This window comes from Cupriavidus sp. Agwp_2 (assembly GCF_040784895.1).
Lineage (GTDB): Bacteria > Pseudomonadota > Gammaproteobacteria > Burkholderiales > Burkholderiaceae > Cupriavidus.
Genome location: NZ_CP088083.1, coordinates 3,201,443 through 3,221,406, shown reverse-complemented (window position 1 = coordinate 3,221,406; position 19,964 = coordinate 3,201,443). Strand labels below are relative to the sequence as shown.

The following is a 19,964-nucleotide window of genomic DNA, read 5'->3' as shown; positions in this document are numbered from 1 at the left end:
CTCTCCCGCCAGCGGGAGAGGGGCCGGGGGAGAGGGCCGGCGCCACCACAACGTGAGCCGTCATTTCTGACCACCGCGCCCCCAATCGAATCACGGAGAACCACATCATGCTGAGCTGGGACGACGATGTTCAAGCCACCCCGCAGGCCGCACCGCAGCCTGCCCTGCAACCCGCTGCATCGGCTGCCACCGCTGACCAGCAAGGCGTGCTGCCGTCGAGCGCCACGCAAGCCGGCATCCTGGGCAACAATCCCAACGCCGCCGCCGCGCAAAGCAACCGCCGCGTCAACGCCGCCGACAAGCGCGTGATCAACGGCTCGACCGACGTCAACCAGCTCGTCCCGTTCAAGTACAAGTGGGCGTGGGAAAAGTACCTGGCCGGCTGCGCCAACCACTGGATGCCGCAGGAAATCAACATGTCGCGCGATATTGCGACGTGGAAAGACCCCAACGGCCTGACCGAAGACGAGCGCCGCATCATCAAGCGCAACCTGGGCTTCTTCGTGACGGCCGACTCGCTGGCCGCCAACAACATCGTGCTGGGCACCTACCGCCAGATCACCGCGCCGGAATGCCGCCAGTACCTGCTGCGCCAGGCCTTTGAAGAGGCCATCCACACGCACGCCTACCAGTACATCGTTGAATCGCTGGGCCTGAACGAAGCCGAGATCTTCAACGCGTACCACGAAGTGCAGTCGATCCGCGACAAGGACGAGTTCCTGATCCCGTTCATCGACACGCTGACCGACCCGTCGTTCAAGACCGGCACGCCGGAAAACGACCAGAAGCTGCTGAAGTCGCTGATCGTGTTTGCCTGCATCATGGAAGGGCTGTTCTTCTATGTGGGCTTCACGCAGATCCTGGCGATGGGGCGGCAGAACAAGATGACTGGGGCTGCGGAGCAGTATCAGTACATCCTGCGGGATGAGTCACTGCACTGCAATTTTGGGATTGATTTGATTAATCAGATCAAGCTGGAGAATCCGCATCTTTGGACGGCGGAATTCAAGGCCGAAATCACGGAGCTGTTCAAGAAGGCGGTGGATCTGGAGTATCGCTATGCGGAGGACACCATGCCGCGCGGCGTGCTGGGTCTGAATGCTCCGATGTTCAAGTCGTATCTGCGGTTCATCTGCAATCGTCGTTGCCAGCAGATTGGGCTGGATCAGCTGTTCCCGAATGAGGAGAATCCGTTCCCGTGGATGTCTGAGATGATCGATCTGAAGAAGGAGAGGAACTTCTTTGAGACTCGGGTTATTGAGTATCAGACGGGCGGGGCTTTGAGCTGGGATTGAGTTTTTCTAATGATGCAAAATGGGAGCTGATGGCTCCCATTTTTTATGGCCTCGACCCAGATAAAAAGTGGCTGCAATCGGCCAGCAAGCGACCTTTTCCCGGCCCTTCGTTCGGACAGTGAGGCGCACGTTCGACTCAGCAAGCAGTCATCCTTTCGTAGGGGACCAACGTCGGGCCGTCGGTCTTTGCGGACGTTAAGGCAGCACTCGGCGAATGTCCCACACCTGCTTACGAACGGTCATCGTGGTTGCCCTCGATCTGGGGGTATGGTAAGCAACGCGTATCGACCAGTCGCGACTTACTCCTGCCCTGAATGGGTGCTATCTCCCGGCGCTCTGTATTTCTGAATTTCGAAGTCCAATCTGATCTCACCGAGGCTGGAGTTGAAGCACAAGACGAAGCCCGCTAGAGACTGGTCACTGGCTTGGAAATGCATCAGAATCGGTCGAGTTACCAACGTAGCTGAAAGTAGCGGCAGAGCATGATCGAGAAACAATCATCGTGGGTCGATGACCAAACGTGGAAAACTCGTTGGGAGAAGATTGAGGAGCTCGATGGCGGAGGTCAAGGCGAAGCCTATCGCGCGCGACGTCGGTCCGACGGAAAAATCGGCTTTCTCAAGATCATCAAATCGAAGAATGTTGCTGAGCGTCGGGCTCGTTTCTTCCGTGAGGCGACCGCCTATGACAGCTTCGGCATCGACCGCATCCCGAGGCTCATAGAGAGCAACGCGCATCGACACGCAGATGACAGCGTCACACCTTTCATCGTGACCGAGTTTATCGTGGGAACGACGCTACGATCGTGGCGCGAGTCGCAGGCGTCGGTATCAATCGAGACGGCGGTGACGATCACATCGCGCCTTCTCGATATCCTTCAGGCCTGCCATGCGCAGGGGTGCGTCCATCGCGACGTAAAGCCCGACAACATCATCCTCGAGGGCGGTACTTCGGCGCGCGTCTGGTTGCTCGATTTCGGGATCAGCTATCACAATCTTGCCGACATCGACTTCCAGACCGAGCACTGGCAAGAGGTCGGCAACCGGTTCCTGCGCCTTCCCGAGTTGTCGGCCGGCAGCGTATCGAAACAAGATCCCAGGTCGGACATCTGCTTTGCTGCGGGCATCCTCTTCTATTTGCTGACCGGCGACCATCCTGATGTACTTGAAGATAGCGAGGGCCGATTACCGCACCAGCGAACGGGCGCGATGGTAAAGCTCCAGCACTGCGCATCACCCCGACTGGCTTGGCTCCTCGCTCTCTTCGATGATGCATTTGCCACCCGCATGGTGAACCGCTTCACCAGCGTGCAAGCAATGCGCGAACGAATGGAAAGGATGATGCAAGATCAACCACCCGGCTCATCAGCGGACGAGGACCTGGCCGCGCTCCGCGAAGTGCTCGACACCAACGCCAACCGCCGCTTGACGGCAACGATCGCGAAGCTCAGTGACGCACTCGGTAAGGTGCAGCAGGTCTTCAATCAGGTGCGGCAATCCGTCGGCGGAAATCTGGCGATTAGTCAGACCGGCTGGGCCGTCACCGGCGAAGGCGGTCAAAACACGCTGTACTGGTCGCTCCCAGGGTCCACCGATCGTCTCTTGTCGGTCACCTATGAGATCGTGCCCGCTGGAGACGAGCTTCTCCTGCGCTTGTCGGGGGAGACCGTCTATCGTACCGAACTTGCCGAGCCGGTCTATGGTGATGATTTCCAGAACGCGGTCCTGACTTGGCTGGCAGCGCGGCTCCGCACAGTGCTCACCGACCCCAATGCGCTGCCACCTGAGGCAGACATCTTCCGCGAGAACAGGCCATTCGGATCGCTCGAAGCGGCTGCGGAGGAAGCCGGCCGCCGCAATCGCGCTATCCTGGCCTTCGTCTATGATCCGACGCAACCCGAGCGCGGCAAGCTCCAATGGGCGCTCGATTACTTCCTGCAGAACCGCCGCACGCGCGACATCATGAATGGGGCTTTTGTCACCGCGCTTGTGCCCCTCGCGGCCATCGCTTCCATCTCCGAGATCCTGACGCAGCAATCCATGGAGCAATCCCGTTGGGTCATCCTGGACCAACGGCTTCGCCCGCTGGAGCAGCAGGTCATCTACGCAAATCCACAGGAGGCGGAGCGGATCGTGGGGGAACTGGCCGATCGCTACGCGTTCGGATCGGGACCGTCGACATGATCTACCGGAGACGGGCTCTTCAGCGCCGCCTCGATGAGATTCGCGGGGTGCTGGATGGTGAAGCGGTCGATAAACTGGCGGAGCGTCTCAACCGGGCCGGCAAGGATCGGGTGGCGGCTATGTGGGAGTTGGTAGTGCTTCATGGCCTGTCGAAATGCGGTCACCTCCAGAATGAGGTGGCTCTGGCGTCCCAACGGCGGCCGGACATCCTGTTCAAACGGGGCACGCTGCGGATGATCGCCGATGTGACGGCGGCTTCGGACGAAGGTCTTGACAAGGACAACCCCTATGATGAACTAAGTCAACTGATCGAAGCCGCCAAGAACAAACTCAAGTTGCCCATTGGGGGGCTCGATTTGCGCGTTCGATCCAAGCACGAGAGCACGCAGCGCGGAGTCCGCACAGTGCTGCTGCTTCCGCCTCGGGGGAAATTGCAGGAGTTCGTCAGTCAGACGATCGTGCCGCAGCTTCGCGAGCAGATGACCGCTGGGAAGTATCCGCTGCGCATTTCGATCGACGATGACGATGTCGGTCTCGACATCACCATCGATCCGACCAAGTCGCCCTATAGCTCGGCCGGCTTTGCCACCTATGATGTGCCCAAGATCAAGGATCGGAATCCGCTCTATAGCGCGCTCAAGGCTAAGGCCGTGCAGCTCCGTGGCGCAGACGGTATCACTGGAGTCATCGTCGGCGACGGAGATTGCGTCTCGCTCTCGAGTCGATCGGCGAACTGGGACAGAGTGTCGACCGAACAGATCGTCGCCGAGTTCTTCCGGCAATTTTCTTCCGTCGATTTCGTGCTGCTCCTGAGCGTCAATGAAAGTCGGCACGGCGTTATACCCTACCCACCGCCGGTGCGGCAGAATGACGCGAGCCTGTTTGTTCGCGAGGGCTGCGGCGTCCAGCCCGAGTTGACTAGTCTGTTCCAGGAGATGATCAAGCACTTCCCGACGCCCGCGATGATGCCCGTCAACGGAGCGCGTCGAGCTCGCGAAGATAGTTACGATTTAGGCCATCACGGGGGCTATTCTATGTCTGGATCAAATGTAGTGCGCCTCGGCCTGCGCGAATTTACGGAGATCTTCGCGGGTCTGCGGTCACTTCAGGACAACGGCGCCAAGCATATCGAAGCCGCGCGGAAATTGCCTCAGGAGCCGAACCACTTGCAGGCCGTTGTGTTGCGCAATCTTATGGAAGGGCGCCTGCCAGAGTCGATTGAGATAATCAAGACGGACGAGGAGGATAATGACGATTGGGTCGAGATCCGCTTCGGCAAGATAGATCCCGCCATCGCCCCTCTCCGATAACGATACTTTCTTTGCTGGACGTAGCGGCCCGGCGTATGAGCGATGTCGATCGCGGCGATTCAAAAATGGCGACTAAGGGTAGGGGCCGTCGCCGGCGCCCACCAATTTGACTGTCTACATTACCCCACCCAAATAACTATGCGCTGACGCTGAACTCTAACCTTCAGGGATTGGCCGACGCTGAATCCTGCCCGCTCCAACCAAACACCTCGCAATCGAATCCAAGGGATCGTCCGTAGACCAGTGAAGTTATTGCTTTTACCTGGAACAACCGGGAATTGTGTCCGACTAATCTTGATAGTCCGAACGTGTGTGCCAGCGGATCTGATTTTCATGGCGGCTCCTGAGAGGATGACCGCAAGCTGTCCGGGTGCGGTAAGGCCGCTGCGAGAGTGTGTTCAGCACTTGACGATGAAATAGGCTACTCAGGACCGTTGTCGCTGGCAATCACCTATAAGGACACGCCATACGCGACCGCTATGGCCTGCTCCATCGGCTAGGACGCCAAGACGTCAAACATCCACGGAAGGATTACGCAGTCGGCTGGCGGAGGAGGCCGGGCGCGTGCCGCACATGCGCGTGGCCCTGCTCATCGGATCGTCGCTGCAGCCGCAGCAGCTGCGCAGGGGTGGCGCCCAACTCGTTGATGACGTCCTGCTTCTTTCATGCGACATCGGCACCGATATCGAACTGAACCTCGTCCGACAAAGGCCAGAATTCCCCGACGAGCCTTTCACGCGGAAACGACGCAATCGCAGCCGTACTCAAGCCCTCGCTGTCGACAGAAATGATTTGCTTAGCCACCGTCCGATATCCAGCACGGAAGTGGTTGGCCCCCTTGATCGCAACGATCTTGTACCCCGTGACATCCACCCCATGCAGTGCAAACGGCTCGACATCAAAGATCTGCTCCGCACGCGAAGCCACGATGACATCGACACCATTGATGATCAGGCGACACATCGCGCCCAGGTCGAAGCGAAGGCCTTCGAACATCGCGCCGGCGCGATTCACGAACCGACCGTCCGTGATGCATTTCACATAGGCATCGGCCTCGATCGGCGCGCCCTGGAAGCGGCCTTGCTTGCCGCCCAGTGAGACCCTGATCGTGGCCCCGACACCCGCGCGCTGTGCTTGTGCGACCACGGCAGCGTCGTTGATCGACGCGAAGCAGCACGTGCCGGCGGGCGGATTGGCGTCCAGTAACGCGCGCAGCAGATGTGTGCCGTCTCCGGGTGTGCCGCCGCCCGGGTTGTCTGCGTACTCGTTGACAACGACGGGCCCCTCTGCCGCCGACAAGGCAAGGGCGACGCCCTGTGCGGGGGTCGGAAACGTCGGACGGAATGCCTCGCGATGCGACCAGATCCATTGCGCGACTTCGTCGACGCAACGCTGCGCAAGCGCGGCGTCTCCGGTTGTGGTGCACACGACCGCCGGGCAGGGGGCCGCGATATCCGCGTAGGGGAAACCGTGGAACCACGAGCAGTCGATGACGCCGGGCTGTGCGGCCAGCTTCCGGCAAACGTCGTTGACTTCCGCCGGGATGAACCCGTCTTGTGTCGTCACGATGTACGGCAGCATCGGCAGGCGTCGCATTGCGGTGACCGGTGTGAGCCCGCCCCGAATCATCTCAAGCAGCAGCTCGACGGCTTCGACGCCCCGGTCATGGAAGTCGGTATGCGGATACAGCTTGCACGGCAACGTCAGGTCGCAAGCGTCGCGCATCGCGTCCGTCATGTTGCCGTGCAAATCGTAGACCGCGGCAATCGGGACACCCGGCCCGACCAGCGCACGAACGGCAAGCGCCAGATCGCCTTCGACGTCTTCAGTGCCGTCGGCGACACCGGCGCCATGCAGGGCCAGCAGCACGCCATCAACCGGCAGCGCAGCGCGAATGCCTTCGAGGATGTCTTGCTTTATGGCGGCATACGCGCCGGCTTCGATCGTGCCCGAGGGCGTCGCCTGCCCGACATAGGTGGGAATGAGCGTGGCGCCGGTCCTGCGCGCGCCTTCGATAAAGCCGCCCACCTGATGATTCGATTTGTCGAACGCCGCCAGGATTTCGTCGCCCCGATACTGCTCGAACGCGCGCAGCGGCGTCATGCCCGCGAATTCGGCGGCGTAAGTGTTGGTCTCGTGGATGAGTCCGGCAACGGCCAGGCGGACGGGCAATTGGTCTGAAGTCACGGGAATGCCTCCGGAAAGATTGTTTTGCGTGCGCTCAGCGATTGACCTTCTTTGGATCAAAGCTTAGGGCGATCAGGGCGCTGACTACAAGCGCGCCGGCGATGATAAAGATGGCCGGCGCGGTGCTGTGGTATGTGTCGCGGATCCAGCCGATCAGGTACGGGCTGACGAAGCCGCCAAGGTTCGCCAGGCTGTTGATCGCGCCGATGCACGCCGCTGCCGTTGCCCCGCCGAGGAATGCCGTCGGCAAGGTCCACATGATCGGCGAGAAGCTGATGATCCCTGCCGCCGCGATCGACAGCGAGATCACGGCGAGTACGAGATTCTGCCCCGCGAAAACGCTTGCCACGAGCCCGAAAGCGCCCACCAGCATGATGCCGGCAAGGTGCCAGCGACGCTCTCCATGCCGATCCGAACTCCGCCCCACCAGCACCATGGCCACCACGGCCACGCAATACGGAATCGCGCTGAGCAGGCCGATCTGCACGCCACTGACCGCCCCTGCATCCTTGATCAGCGTGGGCAGGTAGAAGCCGAGTGTGTACAACGCCATCATCGCGGGAAACGTCATCAGGATGATCTTGCAGATCCGCATGTCGCGCAGGATGCCGGTCAGTGGCATGTGTTCCCGGCCATGATCATCCTGCGCGATATCGTTCTCGATCAACTGCCGTTGCGCGGGTGTCAGCCATTTGGCGTCCTTGACGCGATCCGTCAGGATCCACAGCACGCCGATGGCCAGCGGGATCGTCGGCAGGGCTTCGAGCACAAACACCCATTGCCAGCCGGCGTGACCACCGACCAGGTGAAAGCGCTCCAGGATCCAGCCCGACAAAGGGCTGCCGAGCAAGCCGGCGATTGGAATGCCCGCCTGGAATATGGCCGTGACCTTGGCGCGGCGGCGATTCGGAAACCAGTACGTCAGATAGAGGATCACGCCTGGGTAGAAGCCGGCTTCGGCGACGCCGAGCAGGAAGCGAACCGTGTAGAACTGCCACGGTGTAGCGACAAATGCCATGAGTCCGGAGAGCAAGCCCCAGGAGATCATGATGCGGGCAATCCAGAGTCGGGCCCCGACACGATGCATGATGAGGTTGCTCGGCACCTCGAACAGCATGTAGCCGATAAAGAACAGCCCCGCGCCGAGCCCATAAGCTGCCTCGCTGAATTGCAGGTCGGCCAGCATGTTGAGCTTGGCGATGCCGATATTCACGCGATCGAGATACGCGACGACGTAGCACAGCATCAGGAACGGGATGAAGCGCATGGCGACCTTGCGGTAGGTGGCGTCTTCAAATGCGTAAGTCTCAGTCTGCCCCCGAACATCGGGCGATAGCATGGCGTGCTGGTCCATGGAAGTGTCTCCTTTTATTGTTGGGGGCGACGACAAGAGGGTCAGGCTGCCTGTTGCATTGCGCCAGAAGCATGTCCGGCCAGCGCTGCGGCGTAATCCTGGAACCGGCGAAGCTCCTCGGGCGGGACAAGCGAGCCACCGGTGGCCCAGATCACATGCGTGGCGTCGCGCATGTCCAATCCGTGATCCCGCACATATGCTTGGCCTTCGGGTGAGCCACGCAGCCAGCCCGGGCCTCCGATGCCGGCCGCCGCTGAAGGTTCGACTTCCACGCCCATCGACGTCTTGAGCGCGAGCAACTGAACGTAGAGTCGATCGTCGGGGACGGTGAACACGCCGGCGAGTTGGGAGGCCATCAACGGGCTGACCAGATGGGACGCCTGGCCGACGGCGAGGCCATCGGCGTCGGTCCGGTTATCCAGGCCGATGTCGTAGACGGATACGGGTGTTTGCGCACCTGAGGCCAACTGCACCAGTACGCACGGCGAGGCCACGGGCTCGGCGAAGAAGCAGTGCACATGTTCGCCGAACAATGCCTTGAGCCCGTAAGTGATACCACCGGGTGCGCCGCCGACACCGCAGGGCAGATAGACGAAGAGCGGATGCGCGGCATCGACGGGGCGGCCGGCTTCGGCAAGTTGGCGCGCCAGGTGGCGTGCTGCGGCGGCATATCCGAAGAAGAGCATGGCGGAGCGCTCGTCATCCACAAAATGGCAGCGTGGCGCCGCCAGCGCCTGCTCTCGGCCCGCTGCCACGGCTTGCGCGTAGTCGCCTTCATGTTCCACCACGCGCACGCCGCGTTTGCGCAGGCGGTCCTTCTTCCACGCCTTGGCGTCCGCGGACATATGCACAACCGCATCGAACCCGAGCGCAGCCGCCATCACGCCGATGCTCAGGCCTAGGTTGCCGGTGCTGCCGACCGTCACCGAGTATTGCGAGAACAGCGCGCGCGCCGCCCCCGTCGCCAGCACACGGCGATCACCGTCGGGTTCGAGGATGCCGTGTTCGATCGCGATTGATTCGGCTATTGCCAGCACTTCATGGAAGCCGCCGCGCGCCTTGATGGAGCCGGCAATCGGCAACTCGTCGTCACGCTTGATGAACCATGCGCCCTCTGCGCCATCGTTGCCGGCAATCGCGTCTTGAAGTGCGGTGGCGGGCATCAGTTGCGATTCCACCTGGCCATCACCTGGCGCCAGTTCTGGAAACAGCGTCGCCATGAGCGGCGCACAGCGCGCAAGACGCGCCTCGGCCGATGCAATGAGATCCGTCGATGGGGCGGAAGCCGGCAGGGGTTGCCCCAACCCCGGATTCAGCCAAAGCAGCGCCTGTCTCGATTGAAGTCTTGCTAATAGATCGCAGTTGAACGGCGTGGAGGCCATCACGTCCTTCTCCAAGGAGTTTCTCTATGGACAGTGATCGTAGCCGCGGCAGTCGTGCAAAAATAGCGATCGTTTCTAACGCATGCATTAGTCAGGCTAATACGTATGCAGCTCGATTCCTCTGTTCTCGGGGCGCTGCGGTGTTTCGAAGCCGCGGGGCGCCTGCTGAGCTTCACCAAGGCCGCCGAATCGCTGAGCCTCACCCAAAGCGCGGTGAGCCAGCAGATCCGCCATCTGGAAGACCGTCTCGGCTACGTTCTTTTCGTGCGCCAGCCGCGCAACCTGAAACTGACGCCAAAGGGCGAGGCGCTGTTCGAGACGACGACACGTGCGCTGCATGAGATCCAGCAGACGATCCAGCGACTCGGCCTGCCAAACGCGCCTTTGCAGGTCAATTGCCTGCCGTCGTTTGCGCTGCAATGGCTGATGCCGCGCCTGACCGACTTTCACCGCGAGCAGCCGGATGTGTCCGTGCGCCTGAAAGCCGAGTTCCAGTCGCTGGACAGGCAATCAATGGACGCGGAAGACATTGACGTGGCAGTGCGTTACGACCCGGTCCGCTACAGCCAGTTGCACGCTGACGTCTTGCTGGATGAGTACCTGATTCCTGTAGCCACGCCCGAGTACCTCGCCCGGCATCCTGGGTTATCTGATGGCGCTTCGCTCGACGGCGTCGTGTTGCTGCATGACGCATCACCATGGGTCGGCGCAGCCGAGTTCGTGGAATGGCGCACATGGCTTGAAGCGTTTCACCCGGCATGGATTGCGCATCTGGAGGGGCCGCAGTTCAATCTGTCGAGCCTTGCCATCAGCGCGGCGTTGAACCACCAGGGGGTGGCAATGGGGCGTACGGCGCTGGTCTATGACGAGATCAGGAGCGGACGGCTGGTGAATGTCTTCGGCCAGCGCGTACGCGCGCCGGCGCGGTACATGCTGCTTTCTCGTAATCCTGAGGATCGGCGCACGGCCATATTCTCGACGTGGCTCAAGGCGGAGTGTGCGCGCTTTGATGCTGCGAGGATGGAGTTGCTTTTGATGAACGAGGTATCGCGGGGGGCCAGCAAGGGGCGTTGATTCGAGACCCGTCGATCCGCAGCAGGCGTTACGTTGTGCTGCGCGTAGCGACGGGGGCACGCCTGCGGCAAAACCTTGATGCCCGCCGTACTGCTGGAGGCGGGCATCATTGTGATCCGACTGATGAGCAGCGCGTTACACCAGCGCGCCATCAAGATAGGGATCGACGTTGCGAGCAGGCGCGTCCGAAGGCCACTTCTGGTCCAGGCCAGCCACAAAGCGGGCGCCGTCGTAATACGGATCCACATTGCGCGCACCGTCGACATACGGGCTGCGCGGCTCCTGCACCGAACGGGCACCTTCTGTGTACGGGTCACGTGCATCGCTGACCGAACGGGCGCCATCGGTGAACGGGTCGCGTGCGCCGATGTGCGACAGGCCTGCGGCTTGTGCACCGGCGGCAGCGGCAACCAGGGCGATAGCGAGAACAAAGCGCTTGGTGATGTTGGTAGTCATGATCGATTTCCTTTAGCAATGAGTAGGTTTGAGGTCCGGCGGAGTTGCAACTCGCCGCCTGGCCTTGGAAAGCATTAAAGGAAACTGGTGTATCTCGCCTGTAAAGCTTGCCTGCCCGGTTTGTCGGGTCAAGTGTCATCGCCGCGGCGCGATACAGAACGGTACAAACGGTTTCGAGGCGTTCAAGGTGGCAGATTTCGATCCGGCCGCAGGCGACCGGGAGCCAGCGCGCCTGCTGGAGGAAGCCGCGCGCCTGATCGCAGCGGACACTGCGGCCGTGTCGGCGCAGACGGCGGCAGCAGCGAGCCGCGCTGCCACGCTCGGCTACGTCCTGATGTTCGCGGCGTTCGTCTGCGGGCTGGCCGGCGCGATGCTGTTCAACCACACCCATCCGGCATCTCCGTGCTGACCCGATGCACGGCAATCCCCTCTATCGGATCCAGCGGCCCGCGCCATGGGGCACGCTCCAGTGCGCGTTGCGTGTCCTGGTACCCGGCCATCCAGCGGCGCTCGATCCCGCACGTGGAGAAGTCGATATCGCGGTGAATGTCGTTGCCGTCGAGTTGCGGCGCGTCGAGCTCGACCACATGCATGGTCGTCCCACACCCCCAGCCGAGCAGTTCCTGCACGTCGGCCTGCATGCGTTCGCTTTCGGGAATGTGCTTGCCCAGTTCGCGGATCACATGCCGCAGGCGGTGGATCTGCCGCTGCCGCTCCAGGTGGGATTCCGCCCGGCTGGAATACTGGATATCCCGCAGCCGGCTCATCACCTGCCAGATGGAGTCGGGCTCCGGGCCGCTGGCGGGCCAAAGCTGCACGGCGAAGATCAGCGAGCTGTGGCGCGGGCGGTCATCGAGAATCGCTTCCAGCGGCGTGTTCGAATAGATGCCGCCGTCCCAGTAGTGTTCGCCCTCGACCTGTACGGAAGGGAAGCCGGGAGGGAATGCCGCCGAAGCCATCACGTGATCAATATTCAGCGGCGTGTCGCGGTTGGTGAAGTAGCGCATGCGACCGCTGCGGACACTGACCGTGCCGACCGTCAGCCTTGTCTGCCTGGCATTCAGGTAGTCAAAGTCGACCAGCCGCGCCAAGGTTGCGCGGCGAAGTCGAGTAGAACGCCGCCCTGGCGAGGCCGACAGTGGCGCGTACGCCGAGCCACCAGGCATCGGGGCTTGGGGTGAAGAACGAGGGAATGCCCCGGGTTGTGACCGACAGCACCCGCAGCCAGTCCTCGATTTGTCGAAAGCCGCCGCTCCCTTCGGCAGCGCCGCGATAGGCAACGCCGTCCCAGAATTGCTTGAGGCGGGAGAGCCGCTGCTCTGGCGGATTGCCGGCGATGATGGCCCCGTTGATTGCCCCGATCGAGGTGCCGATCACCCATTCCGGCTCGAGACCCGCCTCATGCAGGGCCTGATAGACGCCCACCTGGTAGGCGCCGAGTGCGCCACCGCCTTGCAGTACCAGCACGACCTGGCCCGGTAGTTCCGCGAACGGCGCTCCAGCATGCGCGGGGCTGGCGGCTGGTGCTTTTGCGTTCTCGCCCATTTGCTCCCCCAATCTGTCGTGGCACAGGGACGCCAACTGTTCGCCAGTATCGCCCTGCGTATCAGGGCCGGCAATCGCCACCTGGAGCGGATCGCGGCGGGTCTTGCCCGGGAGTGGCGCCTCAGACACCGGAGCCCTGCGCCAGCCGGCGCTTACCGCAAGTCCTTCGGGTCTATGCAGCATCCGGCGCCGCGACATCGCAGCGGCGCGAGGCGTTACCTATGCTGGACAGAAGCGGCGATCCGGTCGGGCAGCCGCGTGGTTCCATCCCACTTCAAGGAGACAACCGTGGACAAGCGCTTGAGTGAAGAAGGCATGGATCTGATCTTTCGGGAGGCTCGCACGCACAGCGCGTGGCTGAACAAGCCCGTGAGCGACGAGACCCTGCGGCAGCTCTATGACTTGATGAAATGGGGGCCGACCAGCGCCAACTGCTGTCCCGCACGCATTCTGTTCCTGCGTACCCCCGAGGCCAAGCAGCGCCTGCTGCCTGCGCTGGCGCCGGGCAATGTGGAAAAGACCATGGCCGCGCCTGTCACCGCCATCATCGCCTATGACATCAAGTTCTACGAACTCCTGCCGAAGCTGTTTCCGCATGCGGACGCACGCTCATGGTTCACCGACACGCCGGAACTCGCGCTCACCACCGCAAGGCGGAACAGTTCCCTGCAGGGCGCGTACTTTATGATTGCGGCCCGCTCGCTGGGGCTCGACTGCGGGCCGATGTCCGGCTTCGACAGCACCAAAGTCGATCATGAATTCTTTCCCGCGGACCCCAAGGAGAATGCCTTCCAGCTCGAATATTTCCCGGACAGCCATGTGAAATCGAACTTTCTGTGCAATCTGGGTTATGGCGATCCTGCCAAGCTGTTTCCGCGCAGCCCCCGCCTGGAATTCGACGAGGCATGCAAACTGCTCTGAAGCCGTTGGTACCGCACGTCCGGGCGCGGCGCGAGCGTGGCACTGGGCCGCGCCGGTTCACCCGGCATCAAGCGCCCTGTCCGGGTTGGTGCGCCAGTCAGGCTGGCCGCAAGTCCTGCAGCAGCGGCGGCACAGATCAGGCACCGTGGGATGGATGTGCATCTGACAGACTTTTGAGCACTGCGGGCAGCTCAGGACGGATTCGAGGCTGACGTCGCGCATCGCGTATCCCCGCCGAAAGGCAGCCGGGTTGCCCGAGAGTGTGGCCCGCGCCGATCAACGATCCGACAAGCCCATGACACGCCGCCGAATCAGCCAGTCAATCGAGAACCTGCCCGCGCTGCGCGCCAGCAGGACCAGCAGCATTGCCGCCCACTGGAGATGCGTGGGCCATGCCTGCGGATAGACGAATATCTCGATCACCGTCGTCATGCGGAGCAGTATCAGCGCCACGGGCCGGGTTGCCAGGCCCAGCACCAGCAGGACAGGCGCCACCAGTTCGATGGACACTGACAGGTAGGCGGCCAGTTCCGGCGGTACCAGTGGCACCCGGTATTCCTGCCGGAAGAGTTCGACAGCCGTCTCCCAGTTTGCCAGCTTGGTCATGGCCGAATTCCAGAAGATGGTGGCAACGGCAAGTCGCAATTGGGCGCCGCGGTCGAGGCGACTGTGTCTGCCGAGGATTGCGCAAACCGCTTTCATCGCGCCGCAGGACCCCTATGGCTGTAAGGGCAGGCGGGGCATCGATCTGATTGCCATCGACGCTTGCGAGGCTACGTGGGAGATTTATATTGTCTGCGCCATTCGATAGTCGGAGAATCGGCATCGCCCCCGCAACGCGCTCACCTGAGCGCCGACCATCGTGACGTCCACCGCCCCTTTGCGCACACCCCGCCTCCACTTCGACCTGACCACCATCCAACTCTTCATCGCCGTAGCTGACCAGGGCAGCATTACCCGAGGGGCGGAGCGCCTGCATCTGGCTGCGGCAGCGGCATCGCGCCGGATCCTCGAACTGGAATCGCAACTTGGTGTCTCCCTGTTCGAACGCCTCCCTCACGGCATGGCCCTGACCGAAGCCGGCCGCGCACTGTTAGCCCATGCCCGCGGCATCACCCACACCGTCCAGCGCATGCAGGACGACGCCGCCTCCTTCATCGGCGGCGACCTCGGCGTAGTCCGCGTAGCCGCCCCAAAATCCGCCGTCATCCAGTTCCTCCCCTTCGATATCCAGCGTTGCGCCACGGATTGCCCCGGCGTCCGCATCGACCTCCAGGAAATGAACAGCCTGGAAGTCCAGCAATCGCTGCGCCGCGGCACCGTGGATATTGGCATCTACGAAGGCAGCCTCGGCGTAGTCGACCTGCCGACCAAGCCCTACCGGACCGACAAGCTGGTGCTGGTGGTCGCGCGCGGCCATGCGTTGGCCAAGCGCAAGCAGGTCACCTCGGAAGCCGTGCTCGACTGCGACCTGATCGTCCTCGGCGAAAGCTCGGCCATTTCCATCGGCCTTGAACGTCTGGCCGAGGAAGCCGGCCGCGTGCTCCATATGCGCATGCGTGTCGGCGGCTTCGATAGCATCGCCGCGCTGGTCGCCCAGAACCTGGGCGGCGGCGTGATGCCGGAGGCCATTGCGCGCGAGGTGGCAGGCGGCAGCCGCTTCGTGCGGCTACCGATCGCCGAAGACTGGGCGCAGCGGCAATTCGTCCTGTGCCACCGGCCCCATGGCGCACTTTCCTCCGCCGCGCTCAGCGTTCTGGAAGTGCTTGCGCAAAACGCGAAACCAGAATCCCCAAAATAGCGATAGCCCGCGGCGCGCGCATTGCGGAAGATGGCTCCATAACGATTAGTACTACGGAGACACGCAATGCAGCGCAGACAATTCATCCTGGCCGCAGCGGCCGGACTGGCGATGCCCGGCCTGGCGCGCGCCGCCGCTGACGTGCATGGGCCGGTGCGGATCGTGGTGGGTTTTGCCCCCGGTGGCGGCACTGACGTGCTGGCGCGCGTGATCGGGCAGAAGCTCGGGGTCATGTGGAATACCAGCGTGCTGGTGGAAAACAAGCCCGGCGCGACCGGCGCGATCGCCGCCGCCTATGTGGCCAAGCAGCCGGCTGACGGCACCACGCTGCTGATGGCGCATGTCAACAGCCATGCGATCGCCCCGGCGCTGCTGGACGTCAAGTACGACCCGCGCACTGATTTCACCCCGATTTCGATGGTGGGCGTCACGCCCAATATGCTGACCTGCCGTCCGGAACAGAAGGTGCGGACTGTTTCGGACATCGTGGCGCTGTGCCGGCAGAAGCCCGGGAAGATTTCCTTCGGTTCGTCCGGCATCGGCTCGGCGCAGCATCTGGCGCTGGAGATGTTCCGGATGCAGGCCAAGATCGACGTGGTGCATGTCCCGTACAAGGGCTCGGGTCCGCTGGTGGCGGACCTGATCGGCGGCCAGATCGACTATGCGTTCGACACGATGACCGCTGCCACGCCGTTTATCCAGCAGGGCAAGGTGATCGCGATCGCGCAGACGCGTCTCAAGCGCGCGGCCAGCCACCCCAATGTGCCGACGCTGGCGGAATCTGGCTTTCCCGGCCTGGACGCGGCATCGTGGTACGGCCTGGTGGGGCCGAAGGGCATGTCGCCGGCGCTGGTGCAGCGCATGAACGCGGATGTCAACCGCGTGCTGGCGATGCCCGACGTGGCCGAGCGGCTCAAGAGCTTTGGCGCCGAGGACTCCGGCGGCACCAACCAGCAGTTCGGTGCCTTCATCGCGTCCGAGTCCACCAAGTGGGCCAAGGTCGTGAAGGACGCCGGCGTGAAGGCCGAGAGCTGATGGCGCGGAGCCGCCGCGCCCATGCACGCCGACTTGTCGAATTTCCCTGGAAGCACCCGATGACTGATTTCACCGATTCCGGCGCACAAGCGCCTGCCACACAACTGCCGCTGTCCGGCGTGCGCGTGCTCGACGTCAGCCAGGTCATGGCCGGACCCTACGCCTGCATGCTGCTGGCCGACCTCGGCGCCGACGTGATCAAGATTGAACCGCCACAAGGCGGCGACCAGACGCGCGGTTCGATGGGGTTCAAGATGAAGGGCCCGGACAGCATGGGCTTCCTCAACATGAACCGCAACAAGCGCAGCGTCACGCTGGACCTGAAGACCGAGTCTGGGCGGCAAGTGCTCTATCGCCTGGCGGAATCGGCCGACATCCTGGTCGAGAATTACCGCCCGGGCGTGATGAAGCGCCTGGGGATCGACTACGAGACGCTCAGCAAGATCAATCCGAAGCTGGTCTACTGCAGCATCTCGGGCTTCGGCCAGAGCGGGCCGTGGGCCGGCCGGCCGGGCTTCGACCTGATGGCGCAGGCGATGTCGGGCGTGATGAGCGTCACCGGCTACCCCGGCGGCGCGCCGGTGAAGGCTGGCGTGCCGGTGGCCGATATCGGCTGCGCGCTGTTCGCGACCTACGGCATGCTGTCGGCCTATATCGGTGCCAAGGAGACGGGGAAGGGGCAGTATGTCGACGCGTCGCTGTTCGACTCCGCGCTGGCATTCTCGGTATGGGACACCTGCGAGTACTGGGGCACGGGCCGCGAGCCCGAGCCGCTGGGCACGGCCAACCGCATGAGCGCGCCTTACCAGGCGATGAAGGCCGCCGACGGCTACTTTGTGATGGGCGCCACCAACCAGAAGCTGTGGCAGCTGTTGTGCAACACGCTCGACCGGCAAGACCTGCTGGCGGATGAGCGCTTTGCCACCGTGGCGCTGCGGCTGGCCAACCGGCAGCCATTGATCGCAGCGCTGGAAGAGAGTTTCGCCATGCAGACCGCAGACTACTGGATTGACCAGCTGCTCGAAGTCGGTATCCCGGCTGGTCCAATCCTGACCTACCCGCAGGCCTTCGACAGCGAGCATGGCCGTCACCGCCAGATGCGTATCGAGATCGATCATCCGATCGAGGGCAAGGTGCCCAATATCGGCTTCGCGGTGAAGATGGGCGGCACGCCGCAGCAGGTACGCCGTCCGCCGCCGTTGCTGGGCCAGCATACGGAAGAGATCCTGGCCGAGCTGGGCCTGTCGAAGGACGAACAGCAGTCGCTGGCCGCGGCCGGCGCGTTCGGCGCATGAATGCCGCGCAGCCGCCGGGAGGCGGTCAATCCGGGTCGAGCCAGCGGGAAGACGGCGCTGGCAGTGACGGGCAAGTCCGACTCACGGTGCAGGGGCAGGTCGCGACGCTGACGTTCGACCGCCCGGCCGCGCGCAATGCGATGACGTGGGCGATGTACGAGCAACTCGCCACGCACTGCCGCGCGCTCGCGGCGGATGGCAGCGCGGGCGTGCGCGTGGTGGTGTTGCGCGGCGAAGGCGGGGAGGCCTTTGTCGCGGGCACTGACATCGCGCAGTTCCAGCAATTCTCGAGTGGCGATGACGGGGTGGCCTACGAAGCGCGCATCGACGAAGGCATCCGCCTGGTCGAACGGCTGCCGATGCCGACCGTGGCCGTCATCGAGGGCTGGGCGGTGGGCGGCGGACTGGCCATCGCGACCGCCTGTGATTTCCGCGTGGCGACGCCGAAGGCCCGGTTCGGCGTGCCGATTGCCAAGACGCTCGGCAATACGCTGTCGGCGCTGAACCTCGCCAAGCTGCGCGCGGCGTGGGGCTTGCAACCGGTGCGGCGCATGCTGCTGCTGGCGCAGATCCTGGATGCCGATGCGGCGTTGGCGTGCGGATTCCTGGAAGGCGTCTATGCTGTCGAGTCGCTGGAGAGCGAGGTCGCTGCGCTATGCAACCGGCTCGCCGCGCTGGCGCCTGTTACGCAAACGGTTGTCAAGGAAGCACTGCGGCGGCAGACCGTGGAGGCGGTGGCCGATACCGATGATCTCGTGCGCTTGTGCTACGGGAGCGCAGACTTCCGGGAAGGGGTGGAGGCATTTGTAGGCCGGCGCCAGCCGGACTGGAAGGGGCGCTAAATGTGCTGGCTGGCCCGGTGCGAATAATGATTCGCACCGGGCCATTGTCGTTTGCCATCAAGCGGCTTCCATGGCCTCGGCAGCATCCGGCTGTGCGTGTGCTTTACCGCACTGGCACTTCATAAATCAGCCGCACATATTTCGGGGCAGGCTGGCTGTCCACTACCACGCCGCCCATCGCCTCCGGAATTCGCCGGCTTGCCCAATTCTCTTCCGCCACCGGATAGATGAACCGCGACGGCTGCAGGGCAGCCATCGCCCAGTCCTTCACCGCCAGCACGGCCTCCATTCCATAGCCGTGGCCGTGGGCGTCTTCCCGGATCCAGATGCCGAATTCCGGCGCGGGGGTATCAGCATGATGCAGCCCGGCCAGTCCGAGGAATTGGCTGTCACTCGCGCGGCGGATGGTAAAGACAAAATCCGATCCGTCGTCCATGGCCGGCAGCCACGCTTGCCAGACGTCGCGGAATGCTGCCGGAGATGGGGAGGGTTCCCATTCCATATAGCGGGCCAGGGTTGGCGTGATGCAACGCCAAGCTTCGTCGGCATCGGCGCCGGAGAAGGGGATCAACGCGAGGCGTGCCGAGTGGATCAATGGTGCGGACATGGCGGTCTCGGTAGGGGGCAGGCACCTTCATTATTGCGCATAGGAATCCGTTCGGCCGGTGTACGCCGGCGATGCGCGGTGGCATGATGTCGCTGGCCGACAGCGATTTCCAATCGGACCGTCACCTATGCAGCCATCGAGAAAGCCGTTGGTGCATCCAGGGCGCAATCCCAAGCCTTATGAGCCACGTCCCTTCCATCCGTCCTTTGGTCGCCAGCGATATCGAGCATGTCGCAGCGATTCATCAAGCCGCATTTCCGCGTCAACTGGAATCACTGCTCTGGATATCCTGCAACGCTGCCGCCTATCCACGTATCCGTTACTTTGTCGCAGTTGAAGACGGGAGGCTCGTCGGCTACATCCAGTGGACTGAGAAAAGCGGCTTCCGGGAGGAAGTTGTCCTTGAGCTGGAACAAATGGCGGTGCTTCCCGAGAACAGAGGCAGGGGCATTGCGCACGCGCTTATCGGGCAGTCATTGCCACAGGTCGCTCGTGAGCTTGAGAAGCGCGGAGCAAGGATCAAAGGCGTGATGGTCACGACGCGGACGGACAATGTGGCGCAACGGATCTATGCGTCGACGTTGGGCGCGGTAACGAAGGCTGTGATTCCTGATCTGTATTCGGCAGACGAGGCAATCATGATCGCGCTGTCGCCGGACTTCGGCGGTCAACGGTAA

General features: G+C 62.8%; 18 protein-coding genes and 1 pseudogene. 11 read left to right on the top strand and 8 right to left on the bottom strand.

The window, feature by feature from the left end; all coding sequences use genetic code 11:
• The first annotated feature begins 107 nt into the window (after positions 1–107).
• The 3 genes from LPA45_RS15080 to LPA45_RS15070 all read left to right on the top strand — a co-directional run bounded on the left by LPA45_RS15080 (position 108) and on the right by LPA45_RS15070 (position 4,788).
• Positions 108–1,295: a ribonucleotide-diphosphate reductase subunit beta gene (locus LPA45_RS15080; RefSeq protein ID WP_116318196.1), complete on the top strand. Its 1,188-nt coding sequence runs from the start codon at positions 108–110 to the stop codon at positions 1,293–1,295.
• 482 nt (positions 1,296–1,777) lie between these two features.
• The gene (locus tag LPA45_RS15075) at positions 1,778–3,478 is read left to right on the top strand and encodes a protein kinase (RefSeq protein WP_317920871.1); all 1,701 of its coding nucleotides are present in this window, start codon (positions 1,778–1,780) and stop codon (positions 3,476–3,478) included.
• Positions 3,475–4,788 (top strand): hypothetical protein, encoded by a 1,314-nt coding sequence (locus LPA45_RS15070; RefSeq protein ID WP_317920870.1) that lies wholly within the window; start codon positions 3,475–3,477, stop codon positions 4,786–4,788. Before LPA45_RS15075 ends, LPA45_RS15070 begins: the two co-directional genes overlap by 4 nt.
• Positions 4,789–4,907: 119 nt before the next feature.
• Here the strand turns inward: LPA45_RS15070 and LPA45_RS15065 are convergent, their stop codons facing one another.
• The 4 genes from LPA45_RS15065 to LPA45_RS15050 form a co-directional block, all read right to left on the bottom strand.
• Positions 4,908–5,123, bottom strand: coding sequence for a SymE family type I addiction module toxin (locus LPA45_RS15065; protein WP_233527987.1), 216 nt, complete (start codon positions 5,121–5,123; stop codon positions 4,908–4,910).
• Positions 5,124–5,451: 328 nt separating this feature from the next.
• Entirely contained in the window at positions 5,452–6,975 is a 1,524-nt protein-coding gene (locus LPA45_RS15060) for a M81 family metallopeptidase (protein ID WP_317920869.1), read from the bottom strand.
• Between the two features lie 34 nt (positions 6,976–7,009).
• Positions 7,010–8,329, bottom strand: a complete 1,320-nt coding sequence (locus LPA45_RS15055) for an MFS transporter (RefSeq protein ID WP_233527986.1) — start codon at positions 8,327–8,329, stop codon at positions 7,010–7,012.
• A 41-nt stretch (positions 8,330–8,370) separates the two neighbouring features.
• Entirely contained in the window at positions 8,371–9,711 is a 1,341-nt protein-coding gene (locus tag LPA45_RS15050; protein ID WP_116318192.1) for a D-serine ammonia-lyase, read from the bottom strand.
• A 105-nt stretch (positions 9,712–9,816) separates the two neighbouring features.
• Here LPA45_RS15050 and LPA45_RS15045 point away from each other — a divergent pair, with 105 nt between their 5' ends.
• On the top strand, positions 9,817–10,785 hold the full coding sequence (locus LPA45_RS15045; protein WP_116318191.1) for a LysR substrate-binding domain-containing protein: 969 nt from the start codon (positions 9,817–9,819) through the stop codon (positions 10,783–10,785).
• Positions 10,786–10,920: 135 nt separating this feature from the next.
• On the opposite strand, the gene LPA45_RS15040 is transcribed toward LPA45_RS15045, so the two are convergent.
• Positions 10,921–11,241: a hydroxyquinol 1,2-dioxygenase gene (locus LPA45_RS15040; RefSeq protein WP_116318190.1), complete on the bottom strand. Its 321-nt coding sequence runs from the start codon at positions 11,239–11,241 to the stop codon at positions 10,921–10,923.
• Positions 11,242–11,305: 64 nt separating this feature from the next.
• Between LPA45_RS15040 and LPA45_RS15035 the strand changes: the two genes are divergently transcribed.
• A complete protein-coding gene (locus LPA45_RS15035; RefSeq protein ID WP_367394622.1) occupies positions 11,306–11,650 on the top strand; it encodes a hypothetical protein in 345 nt (114 codons plus the stop codon).
• Here LPA45_RS15035 and LPA45_RS15030 read toward each other — a convergent pair.
• Positions 11,619–12,786 (bottom strand): annotated as a pseudogene (locus tag LPA45_RS15030) (patatin-like phospholipase family protein). The gene LPA45_RS15035 and the pseudogene LPA45_RS15030 overlap by 32 nt on opposite strands.
• A 288-nt stretch (positions 12,787–13,074) precedes the next feature.
• On the opposite strand from LPA45_RS15030, the gene LPA45_RS15025 reads away from it, so the two are divergent.
• Complete coding sequence (locus LPA45_RS15025; RefSeq protein WP_116318188.1) at positions 13,075–13,707, top strand: malonic semialdehyde reductase; 633 nt, start codon at positions 13,075–13,077, stop codon at positions 13,705–13,707.
• Between the two features lie 276 nt (positions 13,708–13,983).
• Here LPA45_RS15025 and LPA45_RS15020 read toward each other — a convergent pair whose 3' ends face one another.
• Positions 13,984–14,409: a DoxX family protein gene (locus LPA45_RS15020; protein ID WP_317920867.1), complete on the bottom strand. Its 426-nt coding sequence runs from the start codon at positions 14,407–14,409 to the stop codon at positions 13,984–13,986.
• 160 nt (positions 14,410–14,569) lie between these two features.
• Here LPA45_RS15020 and LPA45_RS15015 point away from each other — a divergent pair, with 160 nt between their 5' ends.
• The 4 genes from LPA45_RS15015 (at position 14,570) to LPA45_RS15000 (ending at position 18,680) form a co-directional block, all read left to right on the top strand.
• Complete coding sequence (locus LPA45_RS15015; RefSeq protein WP_317920866.1) at positions 14,570–15,508, top strand: LysR family transcriptional regulator; 939 nt, start codon at positions 14,570–14,572, stop codon at positions 15,506–15,508.
• A 66-nt stretch (positions 15,509–15,574) separates the two neighbouring features.
• Positions 15,575–16,543: a tripartite tricarboxylate transporter substrate binding protein gene (locus LPA45_RS15010; RefSeq protein WP_317920865.1), complete on the top strand. Its 969-nt coding sequence runs from the start codon at positions 15,575–15,577 to the stop codon at positions 16,541–16,543.
• A 59-nt stretch (positions 16,544–16,602) separates the two neighbouring features.
• Positions 16,603–17,838 carry a CaiB/BaiF CoA-transferase family protein gene (locus tag LPA45_RS15005; protein ID WP_317920864.1) on the top strand — a complete coding sequence of 412 codons (1,236 nt, stop codon included), beginning with the start codon at positions 16,603–16,605 and terminating at the stop codon, positions 17,836–17,838.
• The gene (locus LPA45_RS15000; protein WP_317920863.1) at positions 17,835–18,680 is read left to right on the top strand and encodes an enoyl-CoA hydratase/isomerase family protein; all 846 of its coding nucleotides are present in this window, start codon (positions 17,835–17,837) and stop codon (positions 18,678–18,680) included. The genes LPA45_RS15005 and LPA45_RS15000 overlap by 4 nt, the downstream gene beginning before the upstream one ends.
• A gap of 103 nt (positions 18,681–18,783) precedes the next feature.
• On the opposite strand, the gene LPA45_RS14995 is transcribed toward LPA45_RS15000, so the two are convergent.
• Positions 18,784–19,287 (bottom strand): GNAT family N-acetyltransferase, encoded by a 504-nt coding sequence (locus LPA45_RS14995; protein ID WP_116318182.1) that lies wholly within the window; start codon positions 19,285–19,287, stop codon positions 18,784–18,786.
• A gap of 83 nt (positions 19,288–19,370) precedes the next feature.
• Between LPA45_RS14995 and LPA45_RS14990 the strand changes: the two genes are divergently transcribed.
• Positions 19,371–19,964, top strand: coding sequence for a GNAT family N-acetyltransferase (locus LPA45_RS14990; RefSeq protein ID WP_317920861.1), 594 nt, complete (start codon positions 19,371–19,373; stop codon positions 19,962–19,964).

Excerpts from the sequence above, each read along its gene's own strand:
- LPA45_RS15080 (WP_116318196.1), top strand. The coding sequence starts at position 108 with ATGCTGAGCTGGGACGACGATGTTCAAGCCACCCCGCAGGCCGCACCG.
- LPA45_RS15075 (WP_317920871.1), top strand. The coding sequence starts at position 1,778 with ATGATCGAGAAACAATCATCGTGGGTCGATGACCAAACGTGGAAAACT.
- LPA45_RS15070 (WP_317920870.1), top strand. The coding sequence starts at position 3,475 with ATGATCTACCGGAGACGGGCTCTTCAGCGCCGCCTCGATGAGATTCGC.
- LPA45_RS15065 (WP_233527987.1), bottom strand. The coding sequence starts at position 5,123 with ATGAAAATCAGATCCGCTGGCACACACGTTCGGACTATCAAGATTAGT.
- LPA45_RS15055 (WP_233527986.1), bottom strand. The coding sequence starts at position 8,329 with ATGGACCAGCACGCCATGCTATCGCCCGATGTTCGGGGGCAGACTGAG.
- LPA45_RS15050 (WP_116318192.1), bottom strand. The coding sequence starts at position 9,711 with ATGGCCTCCACGCCGTTCAACTGCGATCTATTAGCAAGACTTCAATCG.
- LPA45_RS15045 (WP_116318191.1), top strand. The coding sequence starts at position 9,817 with ATGCAGCTCGATTCCTCTGTTCTCGGGGCGCTGCGGTGTTTCGAAGCC.
- LPA45_RS15040 (WP_116318190.1), bottom strand. The coding sequence starts at position 11,241 with ATGACTACCAACATCACCAAGCGCTTTGTTCTCGCTATCGCCCTGGTT.
- LPA45_RS15020 (WP_317920867.1), bottom strand. The coding sequence starts at position 14,409 with ATGAAAGCGGTTTGCGCAATCCTCGGCAGACACAGTCGCCTCGACCGC.
- LPA45_RS15010 (WP_317920865.1), top strand. The coding sequence starts at position 15,575 with ATGCAGCGCAGACAATTCATCCTGGCCGCAGCGGCCGGACTGGCGATG.
- LPA45_RS15005 (WP_317920864.1), top strand. The coding sequence starts at position 16,603 with ATGACTGATTTCACCGATTCCGGCGCACAAGCGCCTGCCACACAACTG.
- LPA45_RS15000 (WP_317920863.1), top strand. The coding sequence starts at position 17,835 with ATGAATGCCGCGCAGCCGCCGGGAGGCGGTCAATCCGGGTCGAGCCAG.
- LPA45_RS14995 (WP_116318182.1), bottom strand. The coding sequence starts at position 19,287 with ATGTCCGCACCATTGATCCACTCGGCACGCCTCGCGTTGATCCCCTTC.
- LPA45_RS14990 (WP_317920861.1), top strand. The coding sequence starts at position 19,371 with ATGATGTCGCTGGCCGACAGCGATTTCCAATCGGACCGTCACCTATGC.